Raw genomic sequence first — 24,165 nt, forward strand, 5'->3', positions numbered from 1 at the left:
ATATTTTAGCGGGAAAGAGATTCCTTTTTGCTGAAAGAGGCCCCGCATGGCTGAGACTGCACATTACGATCTGATCATTGTTGGTGGCGGCATCAATGGTGCCGGTATTGCGCGCGATGCGGCGGGGCGCGGGCTTAAGGTTTTGCTGTGTGAAAAGGATGATCTTGCCAGTGCAACATCATCGGCCAGCACCAAGCTGATCCATGGCGGGTTGCGCTATCTCGAACATTATGAATTCCGTCTGGTGCGCGAGGCGTTGACCGAACGTGAAGTGCTGCTTGGTAATGCACCGCATATCATCTGGCCGTTGCGCTTTGTTCTGCCTCATCGCGATGATTTGCGTCCGGCCTGGATGATCCGCCTTGGCTTGTTCCTGTATGACCATCTTGGCGGCCGTAAAAAGCTTCCGGCATCCGAAGGCATTTCATTTGCCAATCACGTTTCCGGTGCGCCGCTGCGGGACGGGATGACCAAGGGCTTTGTCTATTCCGATTGCTGGGTTGATGATGCGCGTCTGGTGGTTCTCAATGCCATTGATGCCAAAAATTGCGGGGCTGATATCCTGACGCGGACCGAATGTGTCGGCGCAAAACAGATCGACGGGCACTGGCAGGTTTCCCTGCGTGATCAGCAAAGCGGTCAGGAACGCCAGGTTTCCGGGCGGATGCTGGTCAATGCGGCGGGCCCGTGGTGTGCCGATCTGATCAATCCGGACAATGGTGTGGTGCAATCAAAAACCAGCGCCAATATCCGCTTGGTCAAGGGCAGTCACATTGTGGTGCCCAAGCTGTTTGATCATGATTATTGCTATATTTTCCAGAATGGCGACGGGCGCATTGTCTTTGCCATTCCCTATCAGGATGACTTTACCCTGATTGGCACCACCGATGTTGATTTCACCGGCGATCCGGCCAAGGTCAAAATTGATCAGAACGAAATCGATTATCTGTGCAAACTGGCCAGCGGTTATTTCAAAAAGCAGGTGGCATCCGACGATGTTGTCTGGACCTATTCCGGGGTAAGGCCGCTTTATGCCGGCAATGGCGAAAGTGAAAACGCGTCCAAGGTGTCGCGTGACTATACCCTGAAACTCGAAGCCGATAGTGGTGCGGCCCCGGCCTTGCATGTTTTTGGCGGTAAAATTACCACCTATCGCAAGCTTGCCGAACATGCGCTTCAGATCATTACCCGTCAGCTTGGCACCCGCGATGCGCCCTGGACGGCCAAAGAACCGCTTCCGGGCGGGGATTTCCCCAATGCTTCCTTTGATGATGCATTTGCCCATTATGCCAATCGATATGACTGGATCGATCACCGCCTGTTAAAGCGCCTGCTGCGCGCATATGGCACGCGCATCGACATGATCATCGGAACTGCGACAAAGATCGATGATCTTGGTGTCTGTTACGGCCATGACCTGTATGAAGCCGAATTGCGCTATCTGATTGATCATGAATGGGTGCGCAAGATCGATGACCTGATCTGGCGGCGGTCAAAGCTTGGTTTGCGTCTGTCCTCCGAACAGATTGCCGCGCTTGAAAATCGCCTGGCACAGATCGACGCCGATCCCAGGTCGGTCGCAGCCGAATAGGCCGGGTTCGAAGGCGGATATCAGGACTGCGCGTTTGACAGTTCTTCACGCAATGTGTCGAGCAATGCGCGCAGTTCCTGTTTGCGGGCAGGCGTGATATCGCGCCAGTCCCGGTCATGGATCGCACCTTCAAGCGCATAAAGGTAGTTCAGGCTGATTTTCCTTTCACCGCCAAAGCGAAACAACAGGCGGCGCGTGACTTCGACGATACCGGTCGCCATAAGCTGATCGCGGTTTTCAATCCCGATTTCGCGCAATTCACGTGACGATGTCGGACCGATATTGCGCATGGTTTTCCTTTGTTCGGGGCGGTGCGTGCACATGGCGTTGGGCATGTCTTCACTGGTCGTGCTGGCACCTGACAGTGTGAATAATCTGCTGTATGGTCGGTTTGTTTTCAACCGATTACCCTGACCGGTCCCCTGATGACAGCATTGTTCAAACCCGTTATCGCAAGTGCGATCCTGCTTCTTTTGACCATTCCGGTTGCAAAGGCCGCAGACGATTTTGTGCCGCTTGAAACCGGGGCGATGATGGTCGGGCTGGTTGGCGGTCTGGCACTTTTTCTGTACGGGATGGACCATCTGGCAAGCGCGCTCAAGACCCTTGCCGGGGCGCGGTTGCGATTTATCCTGTCGAAAATGACGCGCAACCGCTTTATGGCGGTGCTTTCGGGCGCACTGGTTACCGGTCTTGTTCAGTCGTCAAGTGTGACCACGGTTCTGGTGGTGGGCTTTGTGTCCGCGGGCCTGATGCCCTTTGCCCAGTCGATTGCCGTGATCATGGGGGCCAATGTCGGCAGTACCCTGACCGCGCAGATCATTGCCTTTCGGGTTGATGCGATTGCGCCGCTGGTGATGGCCATCGGGTTTGGACTGACCATGATGGCAACCCGCAAACGCGTTGCGATGGCGGGCAAGGCGATCCTTGGCACCGGGATGCTGTTTTTCGGCATGGGCATGATGAGCGATGCGATGGAACCGCTTCGCACCTATCCGCCCTTCATCGATCTGATGGCCGAGATGCAAAACCCGGTTCTGGCAATCATTGTCGCGGCGTTCTTTACCGCCCTTGTTCAATCCAGTGCGGCGACGACCGGCATTATCATCGTTCTTGCCGGGCAGGGGCTTGTGACACTTGATGGCGGCATTGCCCTTATTTTCGGGGCGAATATCGGCACCTGTGTCACGGCACTTCTGGTGACAATCGGCAAGGGGCGCGATGCCCTGCGTACCGCCATCGGCCATGTTCTGTTCAATGTCGGCGGTGTTTTCTTGTGGCTGCCGTTTATTGGGCAATTGTCCGAATTTGTGACGGATATTTCATTTGCGACCAATGGCGGGCAAACCGATATCGCACGCGAAATCGCCAATGCGCACAGCATTTTCAATATCGCCAATGTGATCCTTATGATCGCCTTTGTGCCATGGATCGCCCGTCTGATCGAAAAGATCGTGCCACCGGAAACGGTGATTGATCCGCCTCTTGATCCCAGCCCGAAATATCTGATGGCAGAAGTCACCAATACACCGGCCGCCGCGATTGCACTATTGCGCAACGAGGTCATCCATATGGGCGACATCGTGACCGATGTGGTGCGCCGCGGGCGCGAAAACATGCGCAAGCCGACCAGCAGGAAATTGCAAAGAATTGCCGAACTTGATGACGGGGTGGACAGCCTGCAGGACGCGATTGCCCTGTTTGCCAGCAAAATGCGCCGATCCGAACTTTTGCCCGGTGAACTTGATCGGCTTCAGAACGAGCTTGAAGTCAGTAACCATCTTGAAGCGGTTGGCGATCTTGTCGCCGAGGAAATGGTCGAACTGGTGTCCGAACTGATGGATTTGCGCCAGATCCCGTCCGAAGAACGCCGCGCCCAGATCACGGAACTGTTTGAAATTGCCGAAAACTGTCTGAAACAGGCGCTGACTGCCTATTCGGGGGATGATATGGAAACCGCAAGGGCGGTTTTGGCCCGTGATCAGGAATTTGGCGCAAAGATGGAAGTGACATTGCACCGGATCAGTGACGCGATCGGGCCGCGCGATGTCGATATCCGGTGTTATCGCATCAATGTCGCACTGGTTGAACGGATCAACCGGCTGTTTCAGCGGGCATGCCGCATCGCCCATGTCACGATTTCGGGGCTCGACGGGCACAAGGTTGCTGGCGATGATGGGCAATCACCGCCAACAGTCACATTGCCTGAAACATTCTGATCACGGTTTGGTCGGGTCAAACCGCCCGGTTACAGTTCCGGGCGTTCGATCGGCGGGGTGTCGATGTCCTTTTGCATCACCGTGACATCAAGCGCGCGATAGCCAAGATGGCGATAGAAATCCTGTGTCCTGCTGTTTTCCGAACGCACCATCAATTGCATGCGCCAGACGTCCTGATCGCGCAACCAGCCTTCGCCGATATCCATCAATTTGCGGCCAAGTCCCGATTTCTGAACGGACGGGGCAACCGCCAGATAATATACCCAGCCACGATGACCATCATGACCGGCCATTACCGAACCGATGATGTTATTGCTGTTATCTTCCCAGACGAAAAGTGTCGCGTCCGTTGCCTCGATCGCAAATCGCACATCCCATGCCGGCGGGTTATAGGGGCGATAAAGCCCGGTATCCTGCCAAAGCTGCGTAAGGGCGGGAATGTCTTCCAGTGTTGCGGTTCTCGGGGCGGCTTTGGGGTTGGCTGCGGGGGCGGGTGTTTGGGTTGTTTGGGTCGTGGTTGTCATGGTGGTTCTTTCGGGGCGCAGTTTCTAATTGGCAACAATGGGGGCGTTATCAATGGCGGTCAAATGCAAAACCGTTACAGATCAATGTAAAAAAGGAAACGCCCCCAAGGGGGAAACCTTGGGGGCGCTGGGGAAGTCCGGAGCATCGGTTGGGAATGAAGGCCCCGGACCGGGGTGGGGTCGTTATCTGCGTACGGCTTAGCTGATCGGGCGGCCGGTCACGCTGCTGAGTTCCATTTCACGAACGATGTCGCCGGCCTGATTGGTTACGGTCGCGGTATAGGTGCCGCGCGGCGTTTCAGCCAGGCCGCCCAGTTTCAGTTCACCATTGCCAAACCGGATCACCATCGCACTGGCCAGAAGGTTCATCTGATCGGCGGTGAATTTGCGGTTGTAACGTTCGGCCTTGTCCGGGCGCGGCAACAATTTGCGCAAATCATGACGTTCATCACGGTCCATGCGCCCGGTTTTGGCATCAAACTTGACCACTTCGACCACGCCGCCTTGTGCATTGACCACAAGGACGTCGATCTTGCCCGGTTCTTCTGCCATCAGGGCATCACCGGTCTTAAGGTCGATCGTGCCGGTTTTAAGCAGCATGGCATCAATCAGAATACGTGCCTCGGCCGGGGTTAGGGGAACTGCGCGTTCGCGATTTTCGCGGTCGAATTTTCCGCCTTTGCGATGATCACCGCGGTCGCCATCAAATTTGCCACCATGATGATCACCACCAAACATGGACCATTCACCCGGGCCACCATGGCCAGCCTGACCAGCCTGGGCGGCGGCAATCGGGGTTGCGATCACGCCAGATGCGATCAGGACAGCTGCAAGTTTGAGTTTGTTGTTACGTTTCATCGTAAACCTCGTGTCGTTGGGGGATCGTTTGCTGAGGTCCGTTATCACCGATGATTGTCGCGAAATGATCCCCGGTAAACATCAAATTGGTCGCAAGATTTGCCAAAACCGGGAAATGCGACAATTTGATACAAATTGGCGTTTTTGCCCCAATTGCCAACGCGCTAAGGTAAGCTGAGAACACCGTTGCAATGACAGGACCGTATATGAGCGACCAGCCCCACATTCTTGTTGTCGATGACCACCGCGATATTCGCGATTTGCTGGGGCGTTATTTGCGTCAGCACGAATACCGGGTGTCGCTGGCATCGGACGGGCGCGAGTTGCGCAAGATGATGGCTGATGATGTTTCGCCTGATCTGATTGTTCTTGATCTGATGATGCCGGGCGAAGACGGGCTTAGCCTGTGCCGCTGGCTGCGTGAAAATTATGATGTGCCGGTGGTGATGTTGACGGCCCTTGGCGAAGAAACCGACCGGATCATCGGGCTTGAAATGGGGGCGGATGATTATCTGGCAAAGCCGTTCAATCCGCGTGAATTGCTGGCCCGGATCAAGGCGGTGATGCGCCGGGCGCAAAGTCTTCCTGTCGGGCGCAAGGGGCCGCTTCCGGGCGGTGAAGTACGGTTTGACCGCTGGGTTCTGGATCGTACACGGCACGAATTGCGCGATGCCAATGACGTGGTGCTGCCGCTGAGTGCCGGGGAATACGGGTTGCTGTGCGCCTTTGTCGAACATCCCAACATGGTGCTTAACCGGGATCAGTTGCTGGATCTGACGCGCGGGCGCGAAGCCGTACCGTTTGATCGCAGCATCGATAATCAGGTCAGTCGCCTGCGCAAGAAAATCGAGGCAGATGCAAAAAATCCGACCCTGATCAAAACGGTCTGGGGTGGCGGTTATATGTTCACCTGCGAGGTGGTCGAAAAATGACCAAGCGCCGCCTGCTTAAACGTCTTTGGCCGCAAAGCCTGACGGCACAGCTTGTCTGTCTGTTGCTGGGCGCGATCATTCTGACCCATATCGTGCTGGGCGTGATGCTGGCCGATGAACGTCGTGATGCGCTGGCATCGGAACGCCGGGGCAATGCGCTGTCGCGTGTGGCGGCAATTTCGCGCATTCTGACCACCACACCGCATGAAAACTGGCGCGATGTGCTGCGGGTTGCCCAGTCACCGCAAACCCGTTTGCGGCTGGTTGAGGAAACCGGGGTTGTGGCCTCGGACGGGCACATTCCCGACAGCCTGACCAGCCGGTTGAATGAATTCCTTGCCACCGGTTCGGGAACGCAGGCACCTGTGCCCGCACGGGTGGAAATCCTGACCGAAGACGAATGCTGGCGCGAACGCAAAACATTGCGCAACGCCAAGGAAGCCTTTCTTGATCAGAAACGCGATCAGAACCCGGCACGCCCATCGGGCAAGAATGGCGATTATCATTTCCATGACGACCGCGCAGCCCCTTGGGAATTGCGCTATATGGAACGGTTTGACTGCCATGTCGCACCGGTGATGCAGATCGCCGTGCCGATTTTCACCGCGGTCGGATCAACGTCGGAAGACGGTATGATTGATGATGCCCCGACCACAACTGAGCCCCTACAAAACCGTGCGGATAACGCCCGGCCGCAAGTCTGGCTTGAAGCGATGATTGGCGGGGTCATGCCCCCGCCCTGGTTTGTTTTTGACAATGTGTTGCGGGTTGCCTTGTCGGCCCTTGTCATTGCCGTGATCACATTCTTTATCACCCGGCGGATTTCCCGGTCCTGGGCGCTTCTGGCGCGTGCGGCCGATCGGGTGGGGCGCGGCGATTATCCCGAACCGGTGCCTGAAACCGGGCCGATTGAAATCCGGCGGGCGGCCAAGGCCTTCAACCGCATGACAGCGCGTCTCAAACGATTTGTCGAGGATCGCACACGCATGCTTGCGGCGATTTCGCATGATTTGCGTACACCGATCACGTCGCTTCGATTGCGGGCCGAATTCGTCGACGATCCTGAAAACCGGGCGCGGATCATCGAAACGCTTGATGAGATGGAGCAAATGGTCGAAGCCGCGATGGCCTTTGCCCGTGAGGAAACGGCAAACGAGGACACCCGCAAGATCGATATGACCGCACTTGTGGAATCCGCGGTTGAAGATCTGGCCGAAACCGGGCGGGCGATTTCATTTGTCGGGGATGGGGCACCACGGGTTTATCCCTGTCGACCGCTATCGGTCAAACGGGCCTTTGGCAATCTGGTGTCCAATGCCCTGCGATTTGGCAAGCATGTCGAAGTGACCGTGTGTGATGCCGATGATGGCGGCTTATGGATTGAAATTGCCGATGACGGGCCGGGTATTCCGGTCGAAAAACGCGAACAGGTGTTTGAGCCGTTCTTCCGGCTTGAAGAATCACGCAATCGTGACACTGGCGGTATCGGGCTTGGTCTGGCAATCGCGCGAACAGCGATCCGGGCCCATGGCGGGGAGATATATCTTGAAGATGCGCCAAAAGGCGGGCTTCTGGCCCGTATCTATCTGCCACCGGCCCGAACCGAAACCGGGGTGTAAATCACGATCGGGCAGCCGGTAATCCAAGCGGTTTCAGAGGGTTAAGAATTTTTGACAATTTGCCCTTGCGTTTTTAATGACCAATAGTCATTTGTGTGCCGGGAAATAGATTGTTTCCAAATCAATAATTGCGAATTGGCATTGCTGTTCTATGTAGGGTTTGCACTTGATCCAATGGCAAAGATGACGTCAGAGCCGTCAAAAGATGATAGGATGCTGTTCGTGCCCGCGATAAAACCGGTGCATCCGGGCAAAACACGGCTTTGACGGCCGACAGGTTTCAAGCAGGTCGGATCAAACAGTTTGGCGATCAATCTGGCCTTTGGATGAAGTGCAACCCTGGCGATGCAAAAATAAGCGTGTAAACGGACGGAGCGAACAATGAACAATAACCAGCAGGATTCAGCGGTCGTGACGTCGCTGCCAGGGACCAATTCGGCCCAGGCCGCGCGCGGTTTTGTGCGTTCGGTCAATGACTGGCTGATGGAATGCGCGCTTGATGATACCGACATCAGCGAACTTCTTGCTGGGATGGTCAGTCGCCTTGTCGCATCGGGCATTCCGATTGACCGTGTCATGGTTGCTTTCAAAACGCTTCATCCCCTTTACGAAGGGGTTTCCTATATCTGGAACAAGGAAAGCGGTCAGGTCGAACGCTCAACCCATATGGGGGTGGGCGATCAGGATCAGGACTGGGCCGAAAGCCCGATGAAATGGATGCTGGATAACGATGTCAGCTTCATGCGCCGTCATCTGATCGGGCCAAGTTCGGTGATCGATTTCCCGGTTCTTGAAAGTTTCCGCCGCAATCGTGGCACGGACTATTACGCACTGATGACCCCGTTTGTCACAGACCGCGACAGCACGCTTGATAGCAACCGCATCTTCATGACCTACCTTACGCGTCGACCCAGCGGTTTCTCGGACGAGGATCTGGCAATTCTGTCGGGTATCCAGCGCCGCTTTGCCGTGTCGTGTAAAATGCGGATCAACCACGAAGAAACCAGTACCATTCTTGAAACCTATCTGGGATCTGATGCCGGTGCGCGGGTGCGCAACGGTCAGATCAAACTTGGTGACAGCACCAAAACCCGGGCGGTGATCTGGTTTTCGGACATGCGCAATTCGACCTCGATTGCCACCCATGTTGGCGATGATGCCTTTCTGGGTGAAATGAATGATTTCTTTTCCGCAACCGCGGGGGCGGTGCTTAAACATGGCGGGCAGGTGTTGCGCTATATCGGGGATGCGACTTTGGCGATTTTCCCGATCGGCGATGATGAAAACAATCTTGAAACAGCCTGTCTTGCGGCCCTTTATGCCGCGGCCGAAGCCCAGATCAATATCGATAGCCTGAATGCCAAGCGCGAAGAAGAAGGCAAGCCGCCCTTTGATTACGGACTGGGCATGCATGTCGGTGATGTGATTTACGGCAATGTCGGTGTGTCCGAACGCGTTGATTTCACCGTGGTCGGGCAGGCCGCCAACGAAGCCGCCCGGATCGAACAGCTGACCAAGCAGCTTGGCAAACGTGTTCTGGTCAGTCAGACCGTCGCGCGGTTCATTTCCTGTCCGACACAGGAAATGGGGGCTTATGAACTGCAAGGAACCGGTGTCAGCGTCAAACTGTTCGCCCCGGATTTCGCCGAAGCCTGCCACCGGATCGAATTGATGCGCGCGGGCTAAACCCGCCTGAATGCGAACATGAAAAAGGCCGGTACATCAATGTGATGAACTGGCCTTTGTCTTTTTCCCCGGATGGAACGTTGTCAGGCAAGACTGTCGAAATCCTTCACAACGCTGCTTGCTGATTCACCGACATTGGAAAATGTCTTTTGGGCATCAGTTACCGCCTGTGTCGCAGCCTTGATGATATCGGCATAGGGCGACACTTCCTTTTTGACCAGCATCTGTTGCATGGCGACACCGGTCGTGGCGGATGCCATTGACATGATATTGCGCAAATAATCGGTGGAATCCTGAACCGCATAGGCCGCGGCTTGGGCGACTTTCTGATAGGCAACGCCGTTTGCACCGGGAAATGCCCCGTTCAGAACCGCATGGTTTGTGGTGCCCACTGCCTGAACGATCTGGGGATTGAGTGCGGTGCTGAGCGGTGGGGTGTTGTTTGTGCCCCCTGAGCCGCCCTTGTCAGAACTGTCACCATCATCGCCCGATCCGCCGTCTGCGGATTTGTCGCCTGAGGATTTATCACCGGCGGCTTTTGCGCCGCCATTTTCGCCGGCGGGCGGATTTCCGTCCTTTTGGCTGTCCTGACCGGTATCGGCATTTTTGTCGGCATCTGTGGTTTTGGATGCGTCGGGATTGGTGTTGTCGTCGTCTGCCATCATGAACCTCTTGCGGGGCGAATGAATGCGCCGTTGTTGTCACTAACCGTGGGCATCAGATCCTGCGGGCACCGATCAGGTGCCGCCGCCACCTTTGCCGCCCATGCCGCCGCCGGTACTGTCAAGGATCATGCGACACGCGCTTGATGTGACGGCATTGCCAATCTGTTGCAGCCCGCCCTGGGTTTGCATGGCGTTTTGCATCGACAGACTGATGGAATGGGCCATCGTCTGATACACAAGGCCCATGGCCTGTGCGGGCGCCTCGCCAAGGACCTTGACGTTGGTCTGTGTCACGGCGTCCGTGATTTGTGCATTTACAGGGGTGTTGTCTGCCATTTCACGCCCTCATGTTTGGACCGTTGCCTGGCCGCAGAAAGACCGGGCTGGTCAGGTGCCTAGCGGCGGGTTGCTGCCAAAATAACCAGAAGAGTCAACAAGGCGTCGGCGTTGTCAGACCGGCCAAGTTTGGCGGTGGCCTGGGCGCCGGCCATGGTATTGACCGAATAAAGCTGCATCACGCCCTGATTGGTGGCGGCCTGCGAACAGATCGATGCCTGCTGCTGGGCCTGCACCGCATTCTGGAACAGGATCGAAGTCGAATGTGCGGCACTTTGATAGATCGAGCCCATCGCATTGGCGGGTGCAGATCCAAGAACACTGACCGAGCTTTGGGTAACTGCGTCGGTAATCTGACCGTTCACCGGGGTTGGAATAGCCATGATATCCTCCGAAAAGGCGGTCCGGGTGACCGCACATCTTTAGACGCGTAATGCGAAGTTTTGTGACCGGGTTCGAAAGCCTTTTTAAAAGAGAGCCTTGCGAAATGTCGGTTAGCCGGCCTGGGCGGTAATCAGCGCCACCAGTTTCGATGTGGCGGTATTGACGACCTGTTGCATGTTTCCCTGGGTCAGGGTGGCGTTTTCCATCGCAAGACCGGTTGCATGCGAATGCGATTGCAGGGCAATGGAAACCGCCTGTGCCGGGCTTTCGCCCAGAACCTTGACGTTGGTCTGGGTAATGGCATCGGTGATTTGCGGATTGACGATATCACTCATGGTACGTCCTCTTTTTATTCACCGGACTCCTGGGACTGTTCGTTTGTATCGTCCGAACCGTCTTCCCCGTCCTGGGTGCCGTTGCCAAGAAACATCCGGTCAAGATCGCCCCAGTCGGTTTCGTCATCCCAGAACGCGCTTTTCTTGGACGCGACGCCCTGTTGCTCAGGCGGCGGCAGCGGGCTTTCCCCACTCAGCTTTTGTTGTTGGGGTTCGGGCCCTTGCCCTGAAGCGCCTGTGTAAAAAAATTTGGTTTGCTATCCTGTACGGACAGGGTGGCCTTGGCGCACTCCATCGTGGTTGCAAGGCTGGCAACGGCAAGCTGTTGCTGTTCATTGACCATATTGGCAAACAGGATGCCCTGTGCCTGGGCCTGCGATAGATAGGATTGCATTGCCCCCATTGCCGGACCATTGGCAATGACCGAGGTATTGGTCTGGGTGACGCTGTCGGTAATCTGTTCGTCGACTTCGTTGGGAGTGCTCATCACGGTGATCCTTACTGGTTACGACGATTCATCATCTGCATCACGCTTTGGGTCATGGTGGTCATGCCGATCATTGCGTTTTGCTTTTGGGCGGAAACCATGTTCGCCATCAAAATGTTCTGTGACTGGGTCTGACCAAGCATCGATTGCAGGGCGGCATAACCCGGCCCGGCCCCCAATGTTGCAACATTGGTCAGCGCGACACAGTCCGTGATCTGATCAGAAACAGCGCAGAGATGCTGTTCATCCGCAGCAGCCGTTTGGGTCTGCTGTGAATTGTCGCCGTCTTGCGCAGATGGTGTCGCTGGCATGTCCGTCTCCTTGGCTGGCGTAATTTGTACTTACCGGTATGACGTGCGAACGCCGCCTTTGTGACAGAAAAAGCCCGGCAAGCTTGCGCATGCCGGGCGGGGTCGGCGGCGAAACCAATATGGAATTACGACACGGATGTTCCGGTCGTTGCTTTGAGTGCCGTCAAAAGCGACAGCATGTTGTCGGGCACGTCGCTTGCGGCCAGTTTCGAAGTTGCAACCGCACCAGCCATGGTGTCGACAGAATAAACCTGAATGACGCCCTGATTGGTGGCTGCCTGGGAAGAGATGCCGACCTGTTGCTGGGTACTGACGGCGTTCTCGTAGAGAATGCCATGAGAATGCGCCAGCGACTGGTAAAGCGAGCCCATGGCCATTGCCGGCGCATCGCCCAGAACCTTTACGTTGGCCTGGGTGACTGAGTCGGTAATCATGCCATTGACCGGAGTGTTATCAGCCATTGTGTATCTCCTGGTTGCCTAAAGAAGTGCCGGAAGGAAATTGACCCTCGCAACCGGCCCTTTCCGCATGTCTTGCGGTCAGACTTTTGACGGGGGCCGCGGGGTGTTGTGACGCAAAGCGCAGAAAAACTTGACGGGCCGGGCCTGTCTGGATCCCCAACGTAAATCGGGCGGTCGCTAATGGTTGCAACCGCCCGATTTAATGAAGACCTGCTTGGGGATACAGGGATTAGATATCAGCTTTTGACGGCCTGAAGCGCGGTCAGAAGCGAAAGCATGTTGTCGGGAACATCGCTTTTGGCAATCTTGGAGGTCGCAACCGAATCTGCCATCGTATCGACCGAATAGATCTGGATGACGCCCTGGTTGGTGGCGGCCTGCGAGGTGATGCCGATCTGCTGCTGTGCGCTGACGGCGTTTTCATAAAGAATGCCGGTGGAATGTGCGAGGGACTGGAAGATCGAGCCCATTGCCATTGCCGGGGCGTCGCCCAGAACTTTCACGTTAGCCTGGGTGACTGCATCAGTGATCTGACCATTGACCGGGGTCGGAATCGCCATTGTAAAGTCTCCTTCGTGTGCTTGTGCTGTGTGCTGCTTGCTGTTGTGATCTGACGGGGTTTCGCCGTCCCGTATTCAGTCTAAAGACGTTGGCCATATTGGGTTGTGACGCGTCTTTTCATTTTATCTGTTGTTTTTTGCATTCGATGATGCCCGGGGATGTCGGGGGATGCCCGGGGGATGCCAGGGGATGCCCGGCTGTGCCTTGTTGGCGCAGTCCGGGCCAGGACGGGCAGGCCGATTACTGGATGCCTGCCCCTCTGAGATGTTCGCGCGCCAACTGGACACGTTTGCGCACGGCGCAATTGCTTAGTCCCAATGCCTCGGCAATTTCGTCGTAACTGCGATCCTGGACGCACCGCATCAAAAGCGGTTTGCGCAGTTTTTCCTGCATTGCCATCAAGGCTGTTTCAAGCTGGTCAAGCTGTTCGCCAGCAAGGAATGATTCTTCGGGGCTTGGAATGACCGGGGCGGTCATCGGGGATGCCGGGGTATCGGCACTGCCGTGGGTTTCTTCGCGATATTCCGCCTTGCGCCGGTTCTGACGATGCAGATCGATGCAGGCGTTATGGACAATACGCGACAGCCATGCGCGATGGTTGCGGATTTCGTCCATGGAATCTTCGAATTTTGTCGATGCCTTGACCATTGCCTCGGACAGGGCGTCCTGGGCGTCATCCATATTGCCGGACATCAGTTTCAGACATTGCTTCAAAAGACTGTCTTGCTGATCGATCCACAGCGGCCAGAAATTTGGTGCCGCGGGGCCTGTTTGCGGATCAAGTGCGGTTTCATGCGCACGGGTCGGATTGGGCCAGGCGGCGTTGCCGGTATCTTCTGACGGGATGTCTTGGGCAGGGGGATAGGTCGGGGTGTCCGGGGCTTGCGGCATATCGCGCATGCCCGGAACCGGCTGGCGCAGATCCGTGCTTTCCGGGGATGTCGGTAAAATGCCGTGCAAGACATCCATCGGGGACAGGCCGGAAGTGTTGCCAAAACCCGGCAGGGCGCCTGCGATAATATCTTCCGGGCGCGGGCCGTTGCGGGATGGTTCGAGCCCCGGGAAACCGGCAAGCGGATTGAAGTCCGCCGGATAGCCCGGTGGCGGGGTGTATCGATTGGTGGCCGGGGCGGATGCTGCTGGTTGGGGCGCATCGGACTGGGCATTGTGCGATTGTCGGGGCGGGGTTTGGCCGTTTGAAAGGTCGGACCGGTTTTCCCCCGGCCGTTCGGACGGGGCCGCAAGATCAGAGGAAATGTGGGCTGCGTGCTGAATGATTGACGCCGCATCCAGTGCCAGGGAAGGGGTGCCTGAACTGTCTGAAAGGTTGCGGTCGGGCGGGGCCGGATTTCGGATTCCGGCTTCGCTGGTTGTGCCAAGCAACGCGTCGGTAACCGCAAGCCTGCTAAGATAATCTTCGGCAATGCGGGCACGCTGGTCGGGTTTCAATCGCGACCAGATGGAAGTGACGTTATCGCCATCTTCCATCGCCTGGCTAAGAGTTTGATCAAGGCTTTGAACGAAATGCAGCTCGGCCTCTGTCAGGCCAGCCTCTTCCTGTTGGTTGTTTTTTTCGTTCTGCACTATGGACCCCTCCAGTTGATAGATTGCAACCATAGGCTGATTAAGTTGTGCGACGTTTATTATGACGTGATTTCTAAGTGATTGTGAATAAAAGTTATTACACAATTTTAAGTTGTATCACGGCGCGTATCTTCACAGCCTGCTTCATTCGGGCCAAGAGAGTAGTTGTGCACGTAGTTTTTCTGACTGTGCTGTTGTTTTTCGGGATCTTTGCTTTGATCCGTACGCGTGCCGGTTCGGTCAGGATGCGATGGGCAGATGCCCATGGCGGTTCCCGACCTGTGCCGGATCAACCTGTTTTTGCAGGCTGTGAATTCCTGGGGCTTTCCTTGTCCCCGGCCGGTGGCGCCGGCTCGTTTGAATCCTGTGCGGGAAAAGCATTGGCAAGTGCCGTTTCGACCTTGTCGGAAAGCAACTGCATCCTGAGATCGATTTCGCGTGTGATGATGTTGCGAATTTCCGTGGCGATATCGAACATGATTTGCTGATCGCCATGGTGGTTTGCCGATGATGTCATTTGCGGAGCACCTTGTGCTGGATAACCTGTTGGGTGCCCACTGCCCGGACGCGGGGGCAGCGGGGCGGTCACGCCCGATTTGACCTGTTCGGCGTGATTGGAAATCGTGTATCGCTGATCAAGGACCTGCTCGCGGGCGCGCTCGGCGGCCTGGGTCATGGCTTTCTGGGTGGCCAGATATTCCTGATTGAATGCCTTGCGCACAGCATCCTTGCGATCGCTGGCGGTGGTAACATCCTTATGCGCCTGACCAGACATCAGGTGCCTCCCTTGGTGGAATTGTTCGGGGTGCTGCCTTTGGTGGTGCGCGACGACCCCTTGGTCGATGCCGAACCGTCCGATCCGGTATCCTCACCGGATGCCGGGGCATCCTGATCGGTAGATCCATCGGGGCTTGCGCCGCCGGCTTTGGTCCCGCCGGTTTTGGCGGAGGCCGGTTTTGCCGGTGCGGTGTCATCGGTGCTTGACGGCAGAACAAAGCCATACGTCGCCAGATCATCCTCGGTCGGGCTTGTGGCAACACCGGTCAGGCTGGTTTCAAGGCGTCCATTGCTGTTAGACACCATGCTTGCAGCCTTGCAGGCGGCATTGTCGCTTTGTGCCGCGCATGTCAGGATGGCGGTCGGCGTGCAGCTGCGCGTATCGGTCAGAAGCTGTGCGGTGACATTGAAACTTGTTTCCTGGTCATAACGCAAAAGGGTGACAAGGCTTGCGCCCTTGTCGCCTTCGCTGGGCGGGGTGATCTGGACCCAGAACGGAATGGTATAGTTCGGCCCGGCCAGGATGTTTCCCCCGACAATCGGGCTTGGCAAGGTTCCGGTATATTCAAACTGCACCGGGATCGGCGCACGGTCGGCAAAGATCAACCGGATCAGCGCAAGGTTGGGGGCGGCATCACCGGGAATTGAACCGACGGCCTGTTCGAGATGCAGGGCATAGGGGCCGCCGCTATAGACCGGGACTTCAGATGTTTGTGGCAGGGTGTCATCCTGTGCGGAGCTGTCAAACAAAAGCGCGCGCAATTGTGAAGGCACCGATGTCGGTACCGAGACCGACAGTTCGGATTGCGCATCGGCAGACGGGCCGACATGCAATTTCCAGCTTTTGAGGCTTTCGGGGCTTTCATCGGCAATCAACCGTGCACCGATCGCGGTCTGGGCGGTCGTGCGGCCCGATGACATCGGGTATCCCTGTGCCATTGTGATGGTCCAGTCCGGGGTGTCGGCATCGCTGCTGGCATTCCCGTGCAGACTGGGCATGGCGGTTCTGAACATGTCATCGGCGATTACGGCCCCCTGAAGATCGGTTTTGCTCCCATCCTTATTGATGATGGTGACCCCCCACTGCGCTTGCGAGGTGCTTTCAGAAGAAGTTGTGTTGTCAAAGAAGGAGCTGCTCATTGCGGAGGCCTCGCTGTTTCCTGTTCTGCCGGTCGTCCGGGGGCTTTGTGCGGCTTGGGCGATGACGTGGGTCGGATCGGGTATGGCGCTGTTGAAATTCGGTTTTGGCGCGCCTGAACGGGGCGTGCCCGGGCCGTCGAACAGAAAACGCTGGATGATTTCAAAGGCGGTTTCACCGGGTTCGCTGATTTGGCCACTTTTCGGGTTGGCTGGCCGCGATGATCCGCCGGGACTGTTGACCGGGGGGCTGGCGATCAGGCCGAATTCCTGACAAAGGGCGGTCATGATATCGAGTGCGGCCTGCGGCTCGTTCAATGGGCCGGGCTGGGCCGCAAAAGAGGCCTCAGTGGGCTCTTTTAAGCCTTTTTCTGCCGTGGCGGGGCCTGCTTCGTGCAGGTTGCTGCTGCCATCAGACGGGCTTGATGCGGATTTGGCCGGATCTGGTTTGGGCGCGTCACTGTCTGTCATGCATGCATTCCCCAGTGTTGCCCTTGTGGTGGATTTTGCGGCCGAAATGGCGGCCGAATTGACCACAAGGATTTAAACGGTTCCGTGCATTCAGACGTTCAAAGGGCGGGAATGTGAAAATATTGCCTCTGTACAATGGGGCGATACGGGGCTTTGAGGCGCAAATCCCGTCTGTAAAAGACCGCGAAAATTCACGAATGTCGCAAGCTTTTCACAGCCCGGAAAACACAAAACCCGCCGAAAGTGCAGCAAGCTGTACCTTGGCGGGTCTTGGGTTTTACAAAATGGTGCTGGTGATAGGATTTGAACCTACGACCTACGCATTACGAATGCGCCGCTCTACCAGCTGAGCTACACCAGCACGATTCATTTTGTGGCGCGGAAAATACGGACAATCACCGGCCTTGGCAAGTGCTTTATTGTTCTTTTTCCCAACAAGCCTTTCGGGCGCAGCCATGCCTTAAAATCAAACCGGCAATAGATAATATCACATTGACCGTACTGTAATTATGCGGCTTAGATGCGTGCTGTTGGAATTCATGCTTTGGGGGCAGGTTATGTGTCGTTGGCTCAGTTACGTTGGTGATCCGGTTTATCTTGAAAAGCTGGTGTTTGAGCCGCGCCATTCGCTGGTTGAACAAAGCCTTCATGCCGAACAGGCCAAAACGCCGACCAACGGCGATGGTTTTGGCATTGGCTGGTATGATGAACGTCCGACACCGGGCCTTTATCGCGAAATCCTTCCGGCCTGGAATGACCCGAACCTGCGCGCATTGGCACACCATATTCGTTCGGGCTTGTTCTTTGCCCATGTCCGCGCCTCGACCGGCACACACACCAGCCGCACCAATTGCCATCCCTTCGCACACAGCAATTATCTTTTCATGCATAACGGCCAGATCGGCGATTACCCGCTGGTGCGCCGATCCCTTGAAAGCATGATCGAGGACGAGTTTTACGAAGGTCGTCAGGGATCCACCGATAGCGAGCTGATCTTTTGCCTGATGTTGACGCTTGGTCTGAAACAAGACCCGCACCGTGCGATCCGCCGCACCATCGAAGTCGTCGAAAATGAAATGAAGGCACGCGGCGCAAGCGCCCCGTTCCGTTTCACCGCCTGCTTGTCAAACGGCAAAAGTGTCTGCGCCATCCGCCATGCCAGCGACGACAAACCGCCATCCCTTTACTGGCGCAAACGCGACGATCAAGTGATTGTTGTGTCCGAACCGCTTGATACAGAAACCGAAAGCTGGACGGCTGTTGCCCCCAACCACACCCTTCATGTCGAGGGGGATCTGGTTGTGACGGAAGATGCGACGATGAGTTGTTGCTAGGTTTTCAGGCAACTACCACAATCTGACACCGGGCCTTGACCAACGCGCGTTGCAGGGCATCGCCGGGAGCGCTGTTTAGCAGTACCGTCTGAAAATCGCTGGCGTGGCCGTCACGGCAAAGGGCTTTGCGGCCAACCTTTTTCTCGTCGATCATCAGGATCGCGTGATCGCAGCAGCCGACAAGTGCGCGTCTTGCGCGGACTTCATCCATGTTGAAATCAAGCAGATCGCCTTCGTCGGTCATGCCGCCGACACTGACAATTCCGTAATCGGCGCGAAGCCCGCCAAAGAAATCCGCGCTATCCGCCCCGATAATATCAAGATCACGGGTGCGGACCGTGCCGCCGGCAAGCCGCAACGTGACATTGGGGGCGTTTTGCAGGGTCATGACCACATGCAGGTTATTGGTCAGCACGGTCAAATTGCGATGCGATGACAAATGCTGGGCGGCGAGTTCGGCGGTGGTGCCGGTGCCAATCGCAATCGTACAGCCCTCCGGGATCAGTTCGGCGACCTTGGCGGCAATCGCCATTTTGCCCGACCTGTTCCAGACTTCGCGTTTTTCATAGGCCGCATTATCCGGGTCGGGGGCGGGGCCCGCCAATCCGTGACGGCGAAACACACGTCCCTGTTCCTGAAGATCGCGCAGATCGGTGCGGATGGTCTGGACAGACACATTAAAGCGGCGCGCCAATTCTTCGACCGCCATAAAACCACAGGATTTCACAAGGGCGACAATGCGGTCACGGCGGCGGTCAAGCGGGACGGGATCGGGCGTTTCAGACACGGCTTATTCTTTCGTTCGAAAGTCATGGTTTCGTTTGTGTGCGGAGTATAGACAGGCCTGATTGTAACTGGAAAGCCCGGTTTGCCTGTTGAAACATTTAATTCTTGGTGTTGTCACACAACTGTTATCGAAATCCATATAGCTTCCGGATCGAAATGTTTTCGAACGAAACCTTATTTTCGATCAAGGGATGCCGATCATGCGTAACGTTCTTCTTGCTGCTGTCGCGACTGCGGCGATGATGCTGCCGGTTGTTGGCCAGGCTGCTGAAAAGCTTGTTGTCTATACCAGCCAGCCCAACCAGGATGCCCAGACCACTGTTGATGCCTTTATGGCTGCCAACCCGGATATCGAAGTTGAGTGGGTCCGTGACGGCACCACCAAACTGATGGCGAAACTGCGCGCCGAGATCGCTGCTGGCGACCCGCGCCCGGACGTTCTTCTGATTGCCGATACGGTAACGCTGGAAGGCATGAAACAGGAAGGTCTGCTTCAGGCATATAAATCGGCCGAAGCCAAATCCTATGAAGACGCGCTTTATGATGCCGAAGGTTATTACTATTCCACCAAGCTGATCACCACCGGTATCGTTTACAATACCGCAGCCAAGGCACCGAGCTCGTGGAAGGATCTTTCGGATGCATCGGCGAAAAACCAGATCGTCATGCCAAGCCCGCTTTATTCCGGTGCGGCCCTGATCCATCTTTCGACCCTGACCGAGAACAAGGATCTGGGCTGGGATTACTATCAGGCACTGGCCGCCAACGAAGCCCGCGCACAGGGCGGTAACGGTGGCGTCTTCAAGGCGGTTGCATCAGGTGAAAAACCGTACGGCGTGGTTGTTGATTTCCTTGCCATCCGTGGCAAAGCCAAAGGGTCGCCGGTTGATTTCGTCTTCCCGAAAGAAGGTGTCACCTATGTGACTGAGCCGGTCGCGATCATGAAAGACGCCAAAAACGTTGATGCCGCGCACAAGTTCGTTGATTTCGTTCTGTCCGATGCCGGTCAGAAACTTGTTCTTGATATGGGTTATATCCCGGCCCGTAACGACATGGCCCTGCCGGAAGGTTTCCCGGCGCGTAAGGACATCAAACTGATGGACTTCAACCCGGCCATCGCCCTTGAACAGGCCGAAGCGAATAAAAAGAAATTCGCTGATATCTTCGGGGCTGAGTAATGCAGGCAACAGGTCGCCTTCGCGGCGCTCTGCCTGGCATCATGACCAGATCCACAGGCAACCGGTCTTCGGACCGGTTGCTTTACTGGTTGCTGTTGCCGGTATTCGTGATTTCCATTCTGCCGATTGTCCGCCTGGCGTTTGAAGGCGTGTTTGTCGGTGGCGTGCCGTCGCTTGATTATTTCCGCGATGTTCTGGGATCGGGCGCAACATGGCAGGCAACCGCCAATAGCCTTTATACCGCAGGGCTTGGAACGATCATTTCGCTTTTGATCGGGGGGGCATTTGCCTTTCTGGTCGCGCTGACCGATGTGCGCGCGAAGGCCGCACTGGTCTTTTGTTTCATGATCCCGATGATGATCCCGCCACAGATCACCGCCCTTAGCTGGGTGCAACTGACCGGGCCGAGCAGTGCGCTTTTAAACGCCTTTGGCATGGCACCCCCCATGGGATCGCCACAGCCGCTTTATTCCGCCGAGGGGATCGCGCTTTTGCTGGGTATCCAGCACGCATCGATCGTGTTTCTGACCCTTCGCGCCAATCTGCGCATGATCCCGCGTGAACAGATCGAAGCCGCCCGGCTTGCCGGTGCGCGCGGCGGGCGTTTGTGGTGGCAGATCATCCTGCCATTGACCAGCCCCGGGCTGATTGCCGGAACGGCGATGGCCTTTGTCACCGCACTTGGCAATTTTGGCATTCCGGCGATGCTGGGCATTCCGGCCAATTATCCGACATTGCCGACCCTGATCTATCAGAAACTGGCCGGGTTCGGCCCGTCGGTTCTGGGCGAGGTATCGGTTCTTGCCATGCTGATTGGCGCGATTGCCATTTGCGGTGTGGCCATTCACCACCGGCTGCTTGCCAACCGCGATTACCGTTTGATGGGGATGGTCGGACGTCCGCTTGATATCCGTCTGGGGGCGCGCCGTTCGTTGGTTGAAACCATCCTGTGGGCGGTTCTGATTGCCATTCTTGTCGTGCCGTTGATGGCGTTGATTGCAACCTCACTGGTGCCGGCCTTTGGCGTGAAGCTTGATTTCACCAATTTCAGCTTTGATGCCTTTAACCAGGTGCTGTTTGTGCAGCCATCAACCATCCGCGCATTCCATAACAGTTTCCTGTTGTCGGTGGGTGCGGCGGTGATGCTTGTTCTGGTGTGCTTGCCGCTGGCCTATGTGATGGTGCGCAAACCGTCGAAACTGACCAAGCTGATCAATCTTCTGATCGAAGTGCCCTATGCGTTGCCCGGTGTGGTTCTGGCGATTGCTTGCATCCTGCTGTTCATCAAGATCCCGGTGATCGAAATCAGCCTGTATGGCACGCTTGGCATTATTTTCATCGCTTATCTGGCGCGCTTTCTTGTGATTGCGTTGCGCCCGGTGATGAACAGTTTCACCCAGCTTGACCCGGCCCTTGAAGAAGCAGCGCAAGCCTGCGGTGCCGGACTTGGCCGTCGCTTGCGCGATGTGTTGTTGCCCTTGGCAGCACCAAGCGCAGCAGCCGGGGCTTTGCTGGTTTTCCTGACCGCGTTTAACGAGCTGACTGTTTCGGCCCTTTTGTGGTCGGCGGGCAACGAGACGCTGGGTGTTTTGATTTTCAATCTTGATGACAGTGGCGACACCGTTCTGGCATCCGCCGTGGCGGTACTGGTCGTGCTGGTTGTGATCGCGTTGATGAGCTGTTTTCAGCTTGCATCGCGTCGTTTGCCCAAGGGAGTTGTGCCATGGCAGACATAAATCTTTCGCGCATTACCAAATGCTTTGGCGATTACCGTGCGCTTAATCAGGTATCGCTTGATATTTCGGATGGGGAATTTGTTGCCCTGCTGGGACCGTCGGGCTGCGGCAAGACCACGCTGCTTAGACTGCTGGCCGGATTTGAAGAACCGGGCGAGGGGCAAATATCAATCGGCGGGCAGGTGGTTGCCGATCCGGCCAAGGGCGTGATGGTCAGTCCCGAGGACCGCAATCTTGGTATCGTGTTTCAATCCTATGCCCTGTGGCCGCATATGTCGGTTGCGCGCAATGTCGGATATCCGCTTGAAGTGCGTGGCATGAACCGCGCAGATCGCGATCGCCGCATCTCTGAGGCACTTGATATCGTGGCCCTTGGCCCGTTTGCGGATCGCAGCCCCGCCGAACTTTCCGGCGGTCAGCGCCAACGTGTGGCACTGGCACGTTGTCTGGTGATGGAACCGCGTGCGGTGTTGCTTGATGAGCCGCTGGCGAACCTTGATGTTCATTTGCGCGAAACCATGCAGCAGGCGTTTCTTGATTTCCATCGCCGTACCGGGGCAACGATGATTTACGTCACCCATGATCAGGCCGAAGCCATGGCAATGGCCGACCGGATCGCGGTGATGGACAAGGGCCATATTCGCCAGATGGCGGCCCCCGAAACCCTGTATCGCGAACCGGCCGATCGCATGGTCGCGGGCTTCGTCGGGGCGGGGTCGGTTTTGCCGATCACCGGGGTTGAGGTCGAAAATGGTGGCACATGTTCGGTGAAGCTTGGCGATACCCGCATTGCCGCACGCGTATGCCCGAAACTGGCCAGTAGCGGGCATATCAATGGGCAGGCGGGCCTTTGCCTGCGTCCCGAAGATGTCTGGGTCGAAGATGAGGCCCCCTTGCGCGGCAAGGTCGAGGATTGCGTTTATCTGGGCGGGCGGTTCCGGCTTTCGGTGCGCATCGATGATGAGCATACCCTGCCGGTCTATGCCAATCGTCGGGCACGGGTCGGGGAGCCGGTCGGGCTCAAGGTTGCCGATGGCTGGGTCTTTGACCGCCTTGCCGGTGAGGTCGCCTGATGTCAGCCCGGATGCGTGTTCTTTCGGGTCTTGGTGAAAAGGGCCCGGCTTGTTTGCGACTGGAATTCTTTAACCGGCGCTGGATGCTTGATTGCGGGGTTGGTCCCGAAAGTGATCAGGGATTTGACCCGGCCTGGCTTAATAAAGTTAACGCCGTTTTCATTACCCATGACCATATCGATCATATCGGTGCGGCCGAGGAAATTGTGGCGGCGGGTCTTCCGATCTATTGCACCGAAGTCACTGCGCGTTCCTTGCCAAAGGGCGCGAAAGTCATTCCATTGCCGCCATGCGGGGAAATCCAGGTTGATGGGGTTACCGTCACCACCGGGCGCACCGGCCATTCATTTGGCGGGGTGTGGCTGCATTTCGAACTGGGTGGCGGGGTGCTGTATTCCGGTGATTTCTGCCATGAGTCCGATTATTTCCTGTATGACACGCCGCCCGATGCGGCGACGGTGATGCTTGATGCATCCTATGGCATGGAACAACTCAGCCAGCAGGTCCGTATCGACAGTCTTCTGACCACCATGACCAAGCTTGACGGGCAGATCCTGTTTCCCGTGCCGCCCAGCGGCCGGGCCGCCGAAATGGCCTTGCTGTTTGAAAACCACGGTCTGACCGACTGGTCGATGGATGATCGGTGTTACGGGCAGGTCAAGCAGGTGCTTGATACCCATGGTTCGGATTATGTGAATGGCGATGCGATCCGCCGTTTGCGCGCGCTTAAGGACAAGACAAAGCATTTCAATCCGGATGCCAGATTGCTGTTATGTCACGCGCCGTGCGCGACATTTGGCAAGGCGCGTGAACTGATTGACAAATGGCGTGATGCCGGACGGCTGGGATCAAGTGCGCATGTGATCTTTACCGGGTTCATGCCGATTGAGGCCCGCAAGATGGTTGAAAAAGGCCATGCGCATTTCCGGCGCTGGAACGTGCATCCATTGGCGGGGCACGTGATCGAGCTTGCCAATCAGTGCCACGCCATGCAGGTCGTGCCGCTTTTTACCAGCTGTCCCGAGGATTTTGGTCTTGTCGACGGGTTCGACGGGCGGCTACAGCTTGCTGATCGGTTCTATTTGTAATGGGTTGCGATCCATTTCGACGTTCAAACGGG

At 56.4% G+C, this 24,165-nt stretch carries 25 protein-coding genes and 1 tRNA gene; 10 read left to right on the forward strand and 16 right to left on the reverse strand.

What is annotated here, in order from left to right; genetic code table 11:
• Positions 1–46: 46 nt before the first annotated feature.
• Positions 47–1,591, forward strand: a complete 1,545-nt coding sequence (gene glpD / locus WA429_RS18575; protein ID WP_287466649.1) for a glycerol-3-phosphate dehydrogenase — start codon at positions 47–49, stop codon at positions 1,589–1,591.
• Positions 1,592–1,611: 20 nt separating this feature from the next.
• On the opposite strand, the gene WA429_RS18580 is transcribed toward glpD, so the two are convergent.
• Complete coding sequence (locus WA429_RS18580; protein WP_181848960.1) at positions 1,612–1,881, reverse strand: TfoX/Sxy family DNA transformation protein; 270 nt, start codon at positions 1,879–1,881, stop codon at positions 1,612–1,614.
• Positions 1,882–2,016: 135 nt separating this feature from the next.
• On the opposite strand from WA429_RS18580, the gene WA429_RS18585 reads away from it, so the two are divergent.
• Complete coding sequence (locus tag WA429_RS18585) at positions 2,017–3,810, forward strand: Na/Pi cotransporter family protein (RefSeq protein ID WP_287466650.1); 1,794 nt, start codon at positions 2,017–2,019, stop codon at positions 3,808–3,810.
• A gap of 29 nt (positions 3,811–3,839) precedes the next feature.
• Here the strand turns inward: WA429_RS18585 and WA429_RS18590 are convergent, their stop codons facing one another.
• Positions 3,840–4,334, reverse strand: a complete 495-nt coding sequence (locus WA429_RS18590; protein ID WP_287466651.1) for a GNAT family acetyltransferase — start codon at positions 4,332–4,334, stop codon at positions 3,840–3,842.
• Positions 4,335–4,532: 198 nt separating this feature from the next.
• Positions 4,533–5,192: a hypothetical protein gene (locus tag WA429_RS18595; RefSeq protein ID WP_228196657.1), complete on the reverse strand. Its 660-nt coding sequence runs from the start codon at positions 5,190–5,192 to the stop codon at positions 4,533–4,535.
• 206 nt (positions 5,193–5,398) lie between these two features.
• On the opposite strand from WA429_RS18595, the gene WA429_RS18600 reads away from it, so the two are divergent.
• From WA429_RS18600 to WA429_RS18610, 3 genes are all read left to right on the forward strand, one after another.
• Positions 5,399–6,124, forward strand: a complete 726-nt coding sequence (locus tag WA429_RS18600) for a response regulator (RefSeq protein ID WP_068518677.1) — start codon at positions 5,399–5,401, stop codon at positions 6,122–6,124.
• Positions 6,121–7,743: an ATP-binding protein gene (locus tag WA429_RS18605; RefSeq protein WP_287466652.1), complete on the forward strand. Its 1,623-nt coding sequence runs from the start codon at positions 6,121–6,123 to the stop codon at positions 7,741–7,743. Before WA429_RS18600 ends, WA429_RS18605 begins: the two co-directional genes overlap by 4 nt.
• Positions 7,744–8,124: 381 nt before the next feature.
• Positions 8,125–9,429, forward strand: a complete 1,305-nt coding sequence (locus WA429_RS18610; RefSeq protein ID WP_101247744.1) for an adenylate/guanylate cyclase domain-containing protein — start codon at positions 8,125–8,127, stop codon at positions 9,427–9,429.
• A gap of 83 nt (positions 9,430–9,512) precedes the next feature.
• On the opposite strand, the gene WA429_RS18615 is transcribed toward WA429_RS18610, so the two are convergent.
• From WA429_RS18615 to WA429_RS18670, 12 genes are all read right to left on the reverse strand, one after another.
• On the reverse strand, positions 9,513–10,091 hold the full coding sequence (locus tag WA429_RS18615) for a hypothetical protein (protein WP_287466653.1): 579 nt from the start codon (positions 10,089–10,091) through the stop codon (positions 9,513–9,515).
• 75 nt (positions 10,092–10,166) lie between these two features.
• Positions 10,167–10,430 (reverse strand): RebB family R body protein, encoded by a 264-nt coding sequence (locus WA429_RS18620; RefSeq protein WP_068518673.1) that lies wholly within the window; start codon positions 10,428–10,430, stop codon positions 10,167–10,169.
• A 59-nt stretch (positions 10,431–10,489) separates the two neighbouring features.
• Positions 10,490–10,813, reverse strand: a complete 324-nt coding sequence (locus WA429_RS18625) for a RebB family R body protein (RefSeq protein WP_068518672.1) — start codon at positions 10,811–10,813, stop codon at positions 10,490–10,492.
• 111 nt (positions 10,814–10,924) lie between these two features.
• Positions 10,925–11,149 carry a RebB family R body protein gene (locus WA429_RS18630; protein ID WP_068518671.1) on the reverse strand — a complete coding sequence of 75 codons (225 nt, stop codon included), beginning with the start codon at positions 11,147–11,149 and terminating at the stop codon, positions 10,925–10,927.
• Positions 11,150–11,342: 193 nt separating this feature from the next.
• Positions 11,343–11,636 carry a RebB family R body protein gene (locus WA429_RS18635; protein WP_068518670.1) on the reverse strand — a complete coding sequence of 98 codons (294 nt, stop codon included), beginning with the start codon at positions 11,634–11,636 and terminating at the stop codon, positions 11,343–11,345.
• 11 nt (positions 11,637–11,647) lie between these two features.
• The gene (locus tag WA429_RS18640) at positions 11,648–11,947 is read right to left on the reverse strand and encodes a RebB family R body protein (protein WP_287466654.1); all 300 of its coding nucleotides are present in this window, start codon (positions 11,945–11,947) and stop codon (positions 11,648–11,650) included.
• A gap of 125 nt (positions 11,948–12,072) precedes the next feature.
• The gene (locus tag WA429_RS18645) at positions 12,073–12,408 is read right to left on the reverse strand and encodes a RebB family R body protein (protein ID WP_068518668.1); all 336 of its coding nucleotides are present in this window, start codon (positions 12,406–12,408) and stop codon (positions 12,073–12,075) included.
• Between the two features lie 236 nt (positions 12,409–12,644).
• A complete protein-coding gene (locus WA429_RS18650; RefSeq protein ID WP_068518667.1) occupies positions 12,645–12,968 on the reverse strand; it encodes a RebB family R body protein in 324 nt (107 codons plus the stop codon).
• Between the two features lie 241 nt (positions 12,969–13,209).
• Positions 13,210–14,553, reverse strand: coding sequence for an RNA polymerase sigma factor (locus WA429_RS18655; RefSeq protein WP_287466655.1), 1,344 nt, complete (start codon positions 14,551–14,553; stop codon positions 13,210–13,212).
• A 289-nt stretch (positions 14,554–14,842) separates the two neighbouring features.
• Positions 14,843–15,328 (reverse strand): hypothetical protein, encoded by a 486-nt coding sequence (locus WA429_RS18660; protein WP_068518665.1) that lies wholly within the window; start codon positions 15,326–15,328, stop codon positions 14,843–14,845.
• Entirely contained in the window at positions 15,328–16,938 is a 1,611-nt protein-coding gene (locus WA429_RS18665) for a hypothetical protein (protein ID WP_287466656.1), read from the reverse strand. Before WA429_RS18665 ends, WA429_RS18660 begins: the two co-directional genes overlap by 1 nt.
• Positions 16,939–17,223: 285 nt before the next feature.
• Positions 17,224–17,299: transfer RNA gene (locus WA429_RS18670), tRNA-Thr, on the reverse strand.
• Positions 17,300–17,495: 196 nt separating this feature from the next.
• On the opposite strand from WA429_RS18670, the gene WA429_RS18675 reads away from it, so the two are divergent.
• Positions 17,496–18,272: a class II glutamine amidotransferase gene (locus WA429_RS18675; RefSeq protein WP_287466657.1), complete on the forward strand. Its 777-nt coding sequence runs from the start codon at positions 17,496–17,498 to the stop codon at positions 18,270–18,272.
• Positions 18,273–18,276: 4 nt separating this feature from the next.
• Here the strand turns inward: WA429_RS18675 and WA429_RS18680 are convergent, their stop codons facing one another.
• Complete coding sequence (locus WA429_RS18680) at positions 18,277–19,059, reverse strand: DeoR/GlpR family DNA-binding transcription regulator (RefSeq protein ID WP_287466658.1); 783 nt, start codon at positions 19,057–19,059, stop codon at positions 18,277–18,279.
• 199 nt (positions 19,060–19,258) lie between these two features.
• Here WA429_RS18680 and WA429_RS18685 point away from each other — a divergent pair, with 199 nt between their 5' ends.
• Genes WA429_RS18685 through WA429_RS18700 form a run of 4 tightly spaced genes read left to right on the forward strand, consistent with a single transcriptional unit; the run spans position 19,259 to position 24,133 of the window.
• Entirely contained in the window at positions 19,259–20,236 is a 978-nt protein-coding gene (locus WA429_RS18685) for an ABC transporter substrate-binding protein (protein ID WP_287466659.1), read from the forward strand.
• Positions 20,237–20,277: 41 nt separating this feature from the next.
• A complete protein-coding gene (locus tag WA429_RS18690) occupies positions 20,278–21,972 on the forward strand; it encodes an ABC transporter permease (RefSeq protein ID WP_287466660.1) in 1,695 nt (564 codons plus the stop codon).
• The gene (locus WA429_RS18695) at positions 21,960–23,045 is read left to right on the forward strand and encodes an ABC transporter ATP-binding protein (RefSeq protein WP_206928410.1); all 1,086 of its coding nucleotides are present in this window, start codon (positions 21,960–21,962) and stop codon (positions 23,043–23,045) included. The genes WA429_RS18690 and WA429_RS18695 overlap by 13 nt, the downstream gene beginning before the upstream one ends.
• On the forward strand, positions 23,045–24,133 hold the full coding sequence (locus tag WA429_RS18700) for an MBL fold metallo-hydrolase (protein WP_287466661.1): 1,089 nt from the start codon (positions 23,045–23,047) through the stop codon (positions 24,131–24,133). Before WA429_RS18695 ends, WA429_RS18700 begins: the two co-directional genes overlap by 1 nt.
• The last annotated feature ends 32 nt before the right edge of the window (positions 24,134–24,165 follow it).

This window comes from Thalassospira sp. CH_XMU1420-2 (genome assembly GCF_037029325.1).
GTDB classification, from domain to species: Bacteria; Pseudomonadota; Alphaproteobacteria; order Rhodospirillales; family Thalassospiraceae; genus Thalassospira; species Thalassospira povalilytica.

What these genes read in the sequence shown, in the direction of transcription:
- WA429_RS18610 (WP_101247744.1), top strand. Translation starts at nt 8,125, where the DNA reads ATGAACAATAACCAGCAGGATTCAGCGGTCGTGACGTCGCTGCCAGGG.
- WA429_RS18620 (WP_068518673.1), bottom strand. Translation starts at nt 10,430, where the DNA reads ATGGCAGACAACACCCCTGTAAATGCACAAATCACGGACGCCGTGACA.
- WA429_RS18700 (WP_287466661.1), top strand. Translation starts at nt 23,045, where the DNA reads ATGTCAGCCCGGATGCGTGTTCTTTCGGGTCTTGGTGAAAAGGGCCCG.
- WA429_RS18685 (WP_287466659.1), top strand. Translation starts at nt 19,259, where the DNA reads ATGCGTAACGTTCTTCTTGCTGCTGTCGCGACTGCGGCGATGATGCTG.
- WA429_RS18660 (WP_068518665.1), bottom strand. Translation starts at nt 15,328, where the DNA reads ATGTCTGGTCAGGCGCATAAGGATGTTACCACCGCCAGCGATCGCAAG.
- WA429_RS18590 (WP_287466651.1), bottom strand. Translation starts at nt 4,334, where the DNA reads ATGACAACCACGACCCAAACAACCCAAACACCCGCCCCCGCAGCCAAC.
- WA429_RS18630 (WP_068518671.1), bottom strand. Translation starts at nt 11,149, where the DNA reads ATGAGTGATATCGTCAATCCGCAAATCACCGATGCCATTACCCAGACC.
- WA429_RS18650 (WP_068518667.1), bottom strand. Translation starts at nt 12,968, where the DNA reads ATGGCGATTCCGACCCCGGTCAATGGTCAGATCACTGATGCAGTCACC.
- WA429_RS18635 (WP_068518670.1), bottom strand. Translation starts at nt 11,636, where the DNA reads ATGAGCACTCCCAACGAAGTCGACGAACAGATTACCGACAGCGTCACC.
- WA429_RS18605 (WP_287466652.1), top strand. Translation starts at nt 6,121, where the DNA reads ATGACCAAGCGCCGCCTGCTTAAACGTCTTTGGCCGCAAAGCCTGACG.
- WA429_RS18595 (WP_228196657.1), bottom strand. Translation starts at nt 5,192, where the DNA reads ATGAAACGTAACAACAAACTCAAACTTGCAGCTGTCCTGATCGCATCT.
- WA429_RS18600 (WP_068518677.1), top strand. Translation starts at nt 5,399, where the DNA reads ATGAGCGACCAGCCCCACATTCTTGTTGTCGATGACCACCGCGATATT.
- WA429_RS18645 (WP_068518668.1), bottom strand. Translation starts at nt 12,408, where the DNA reads ATGGCTGATAACACTCCGGTCAATGGCATGATTACCGACTCAGTCACC.
- WA429_RS18665 (WP_287466656.1), bottom strand. Translation starts at nt 16,938, where the DNA reads ATGACAGACAGTGACGCGCCCAAACCAGATCCGGCCAAATCCGCATCA.
- WA429_RS18615 (WP_287466653.1), bottom strand. Translation starts at nt 10,091, where the DNA reads ATGGCAGACGACGACAACACCAATCCCGACGCATCCAAAACCACAGAT.
- glpD (WP_287466649.1), top strand. Translation starts at nt 47, where the DNA reads ATGGCTGAGACTGCACATTACGATCTGATCATTGTTGGTGGCGGCATC.
- WA429_RS18585 (WP_287466650.1), top strand. Translation starts at nt 2,017, where the DNA reads ATGACAGCATTGTTCAAACCCGTTATCGCAAGTGCGATCCTGCTTCTT.
- WA429_RS18625 (WP_068518672.1), bottom strand. Translation starts at nt 10,813, where the DNA reads ATGGCTATTCCAACCCCGGTGAACGGTCAGATTACCGACGCAGTTACC.
- WA429_RS18580 (WP_181848960.1), bottom strand. Translation starts at nt 1,881, where the DNA reads ATGCGCAATATCGGTCCGACATCGTCACGTGAATTGCGCGAAATCGGG.
- WA429_RS18675 (WP_287466657.1), top strand. Translation starts at nt 17,496, where the DNA reads ATGTGTCGTTGGCTCAGTTACGTTGGTGATCCGGTTTATCTTGAAAAG.
- WA429_RS18690 (WP_287466660.1), top strand. Translation starts at nt 20,278, where the DNA reads ATGACCAGATCCACAGGCAACCGGTCTTCGGACCGGTTGCTTTACTGG.
- WA429_RS18640 (WP_287466654.1), bottom strand. Translation starts at nt 11,947, where the DNA reads ATGCCAGCGACACCATCTGCGCAAGACGGCGACAATTCACAGCAGACC.
- WA429_RS18695 (WP_206928410.1), top strand. Translation starts at nt 21,960, where the DNA reads ATGGCAGACATAAATCTTTCGCGCATTACCAAATGCTTTGGCGATTAC.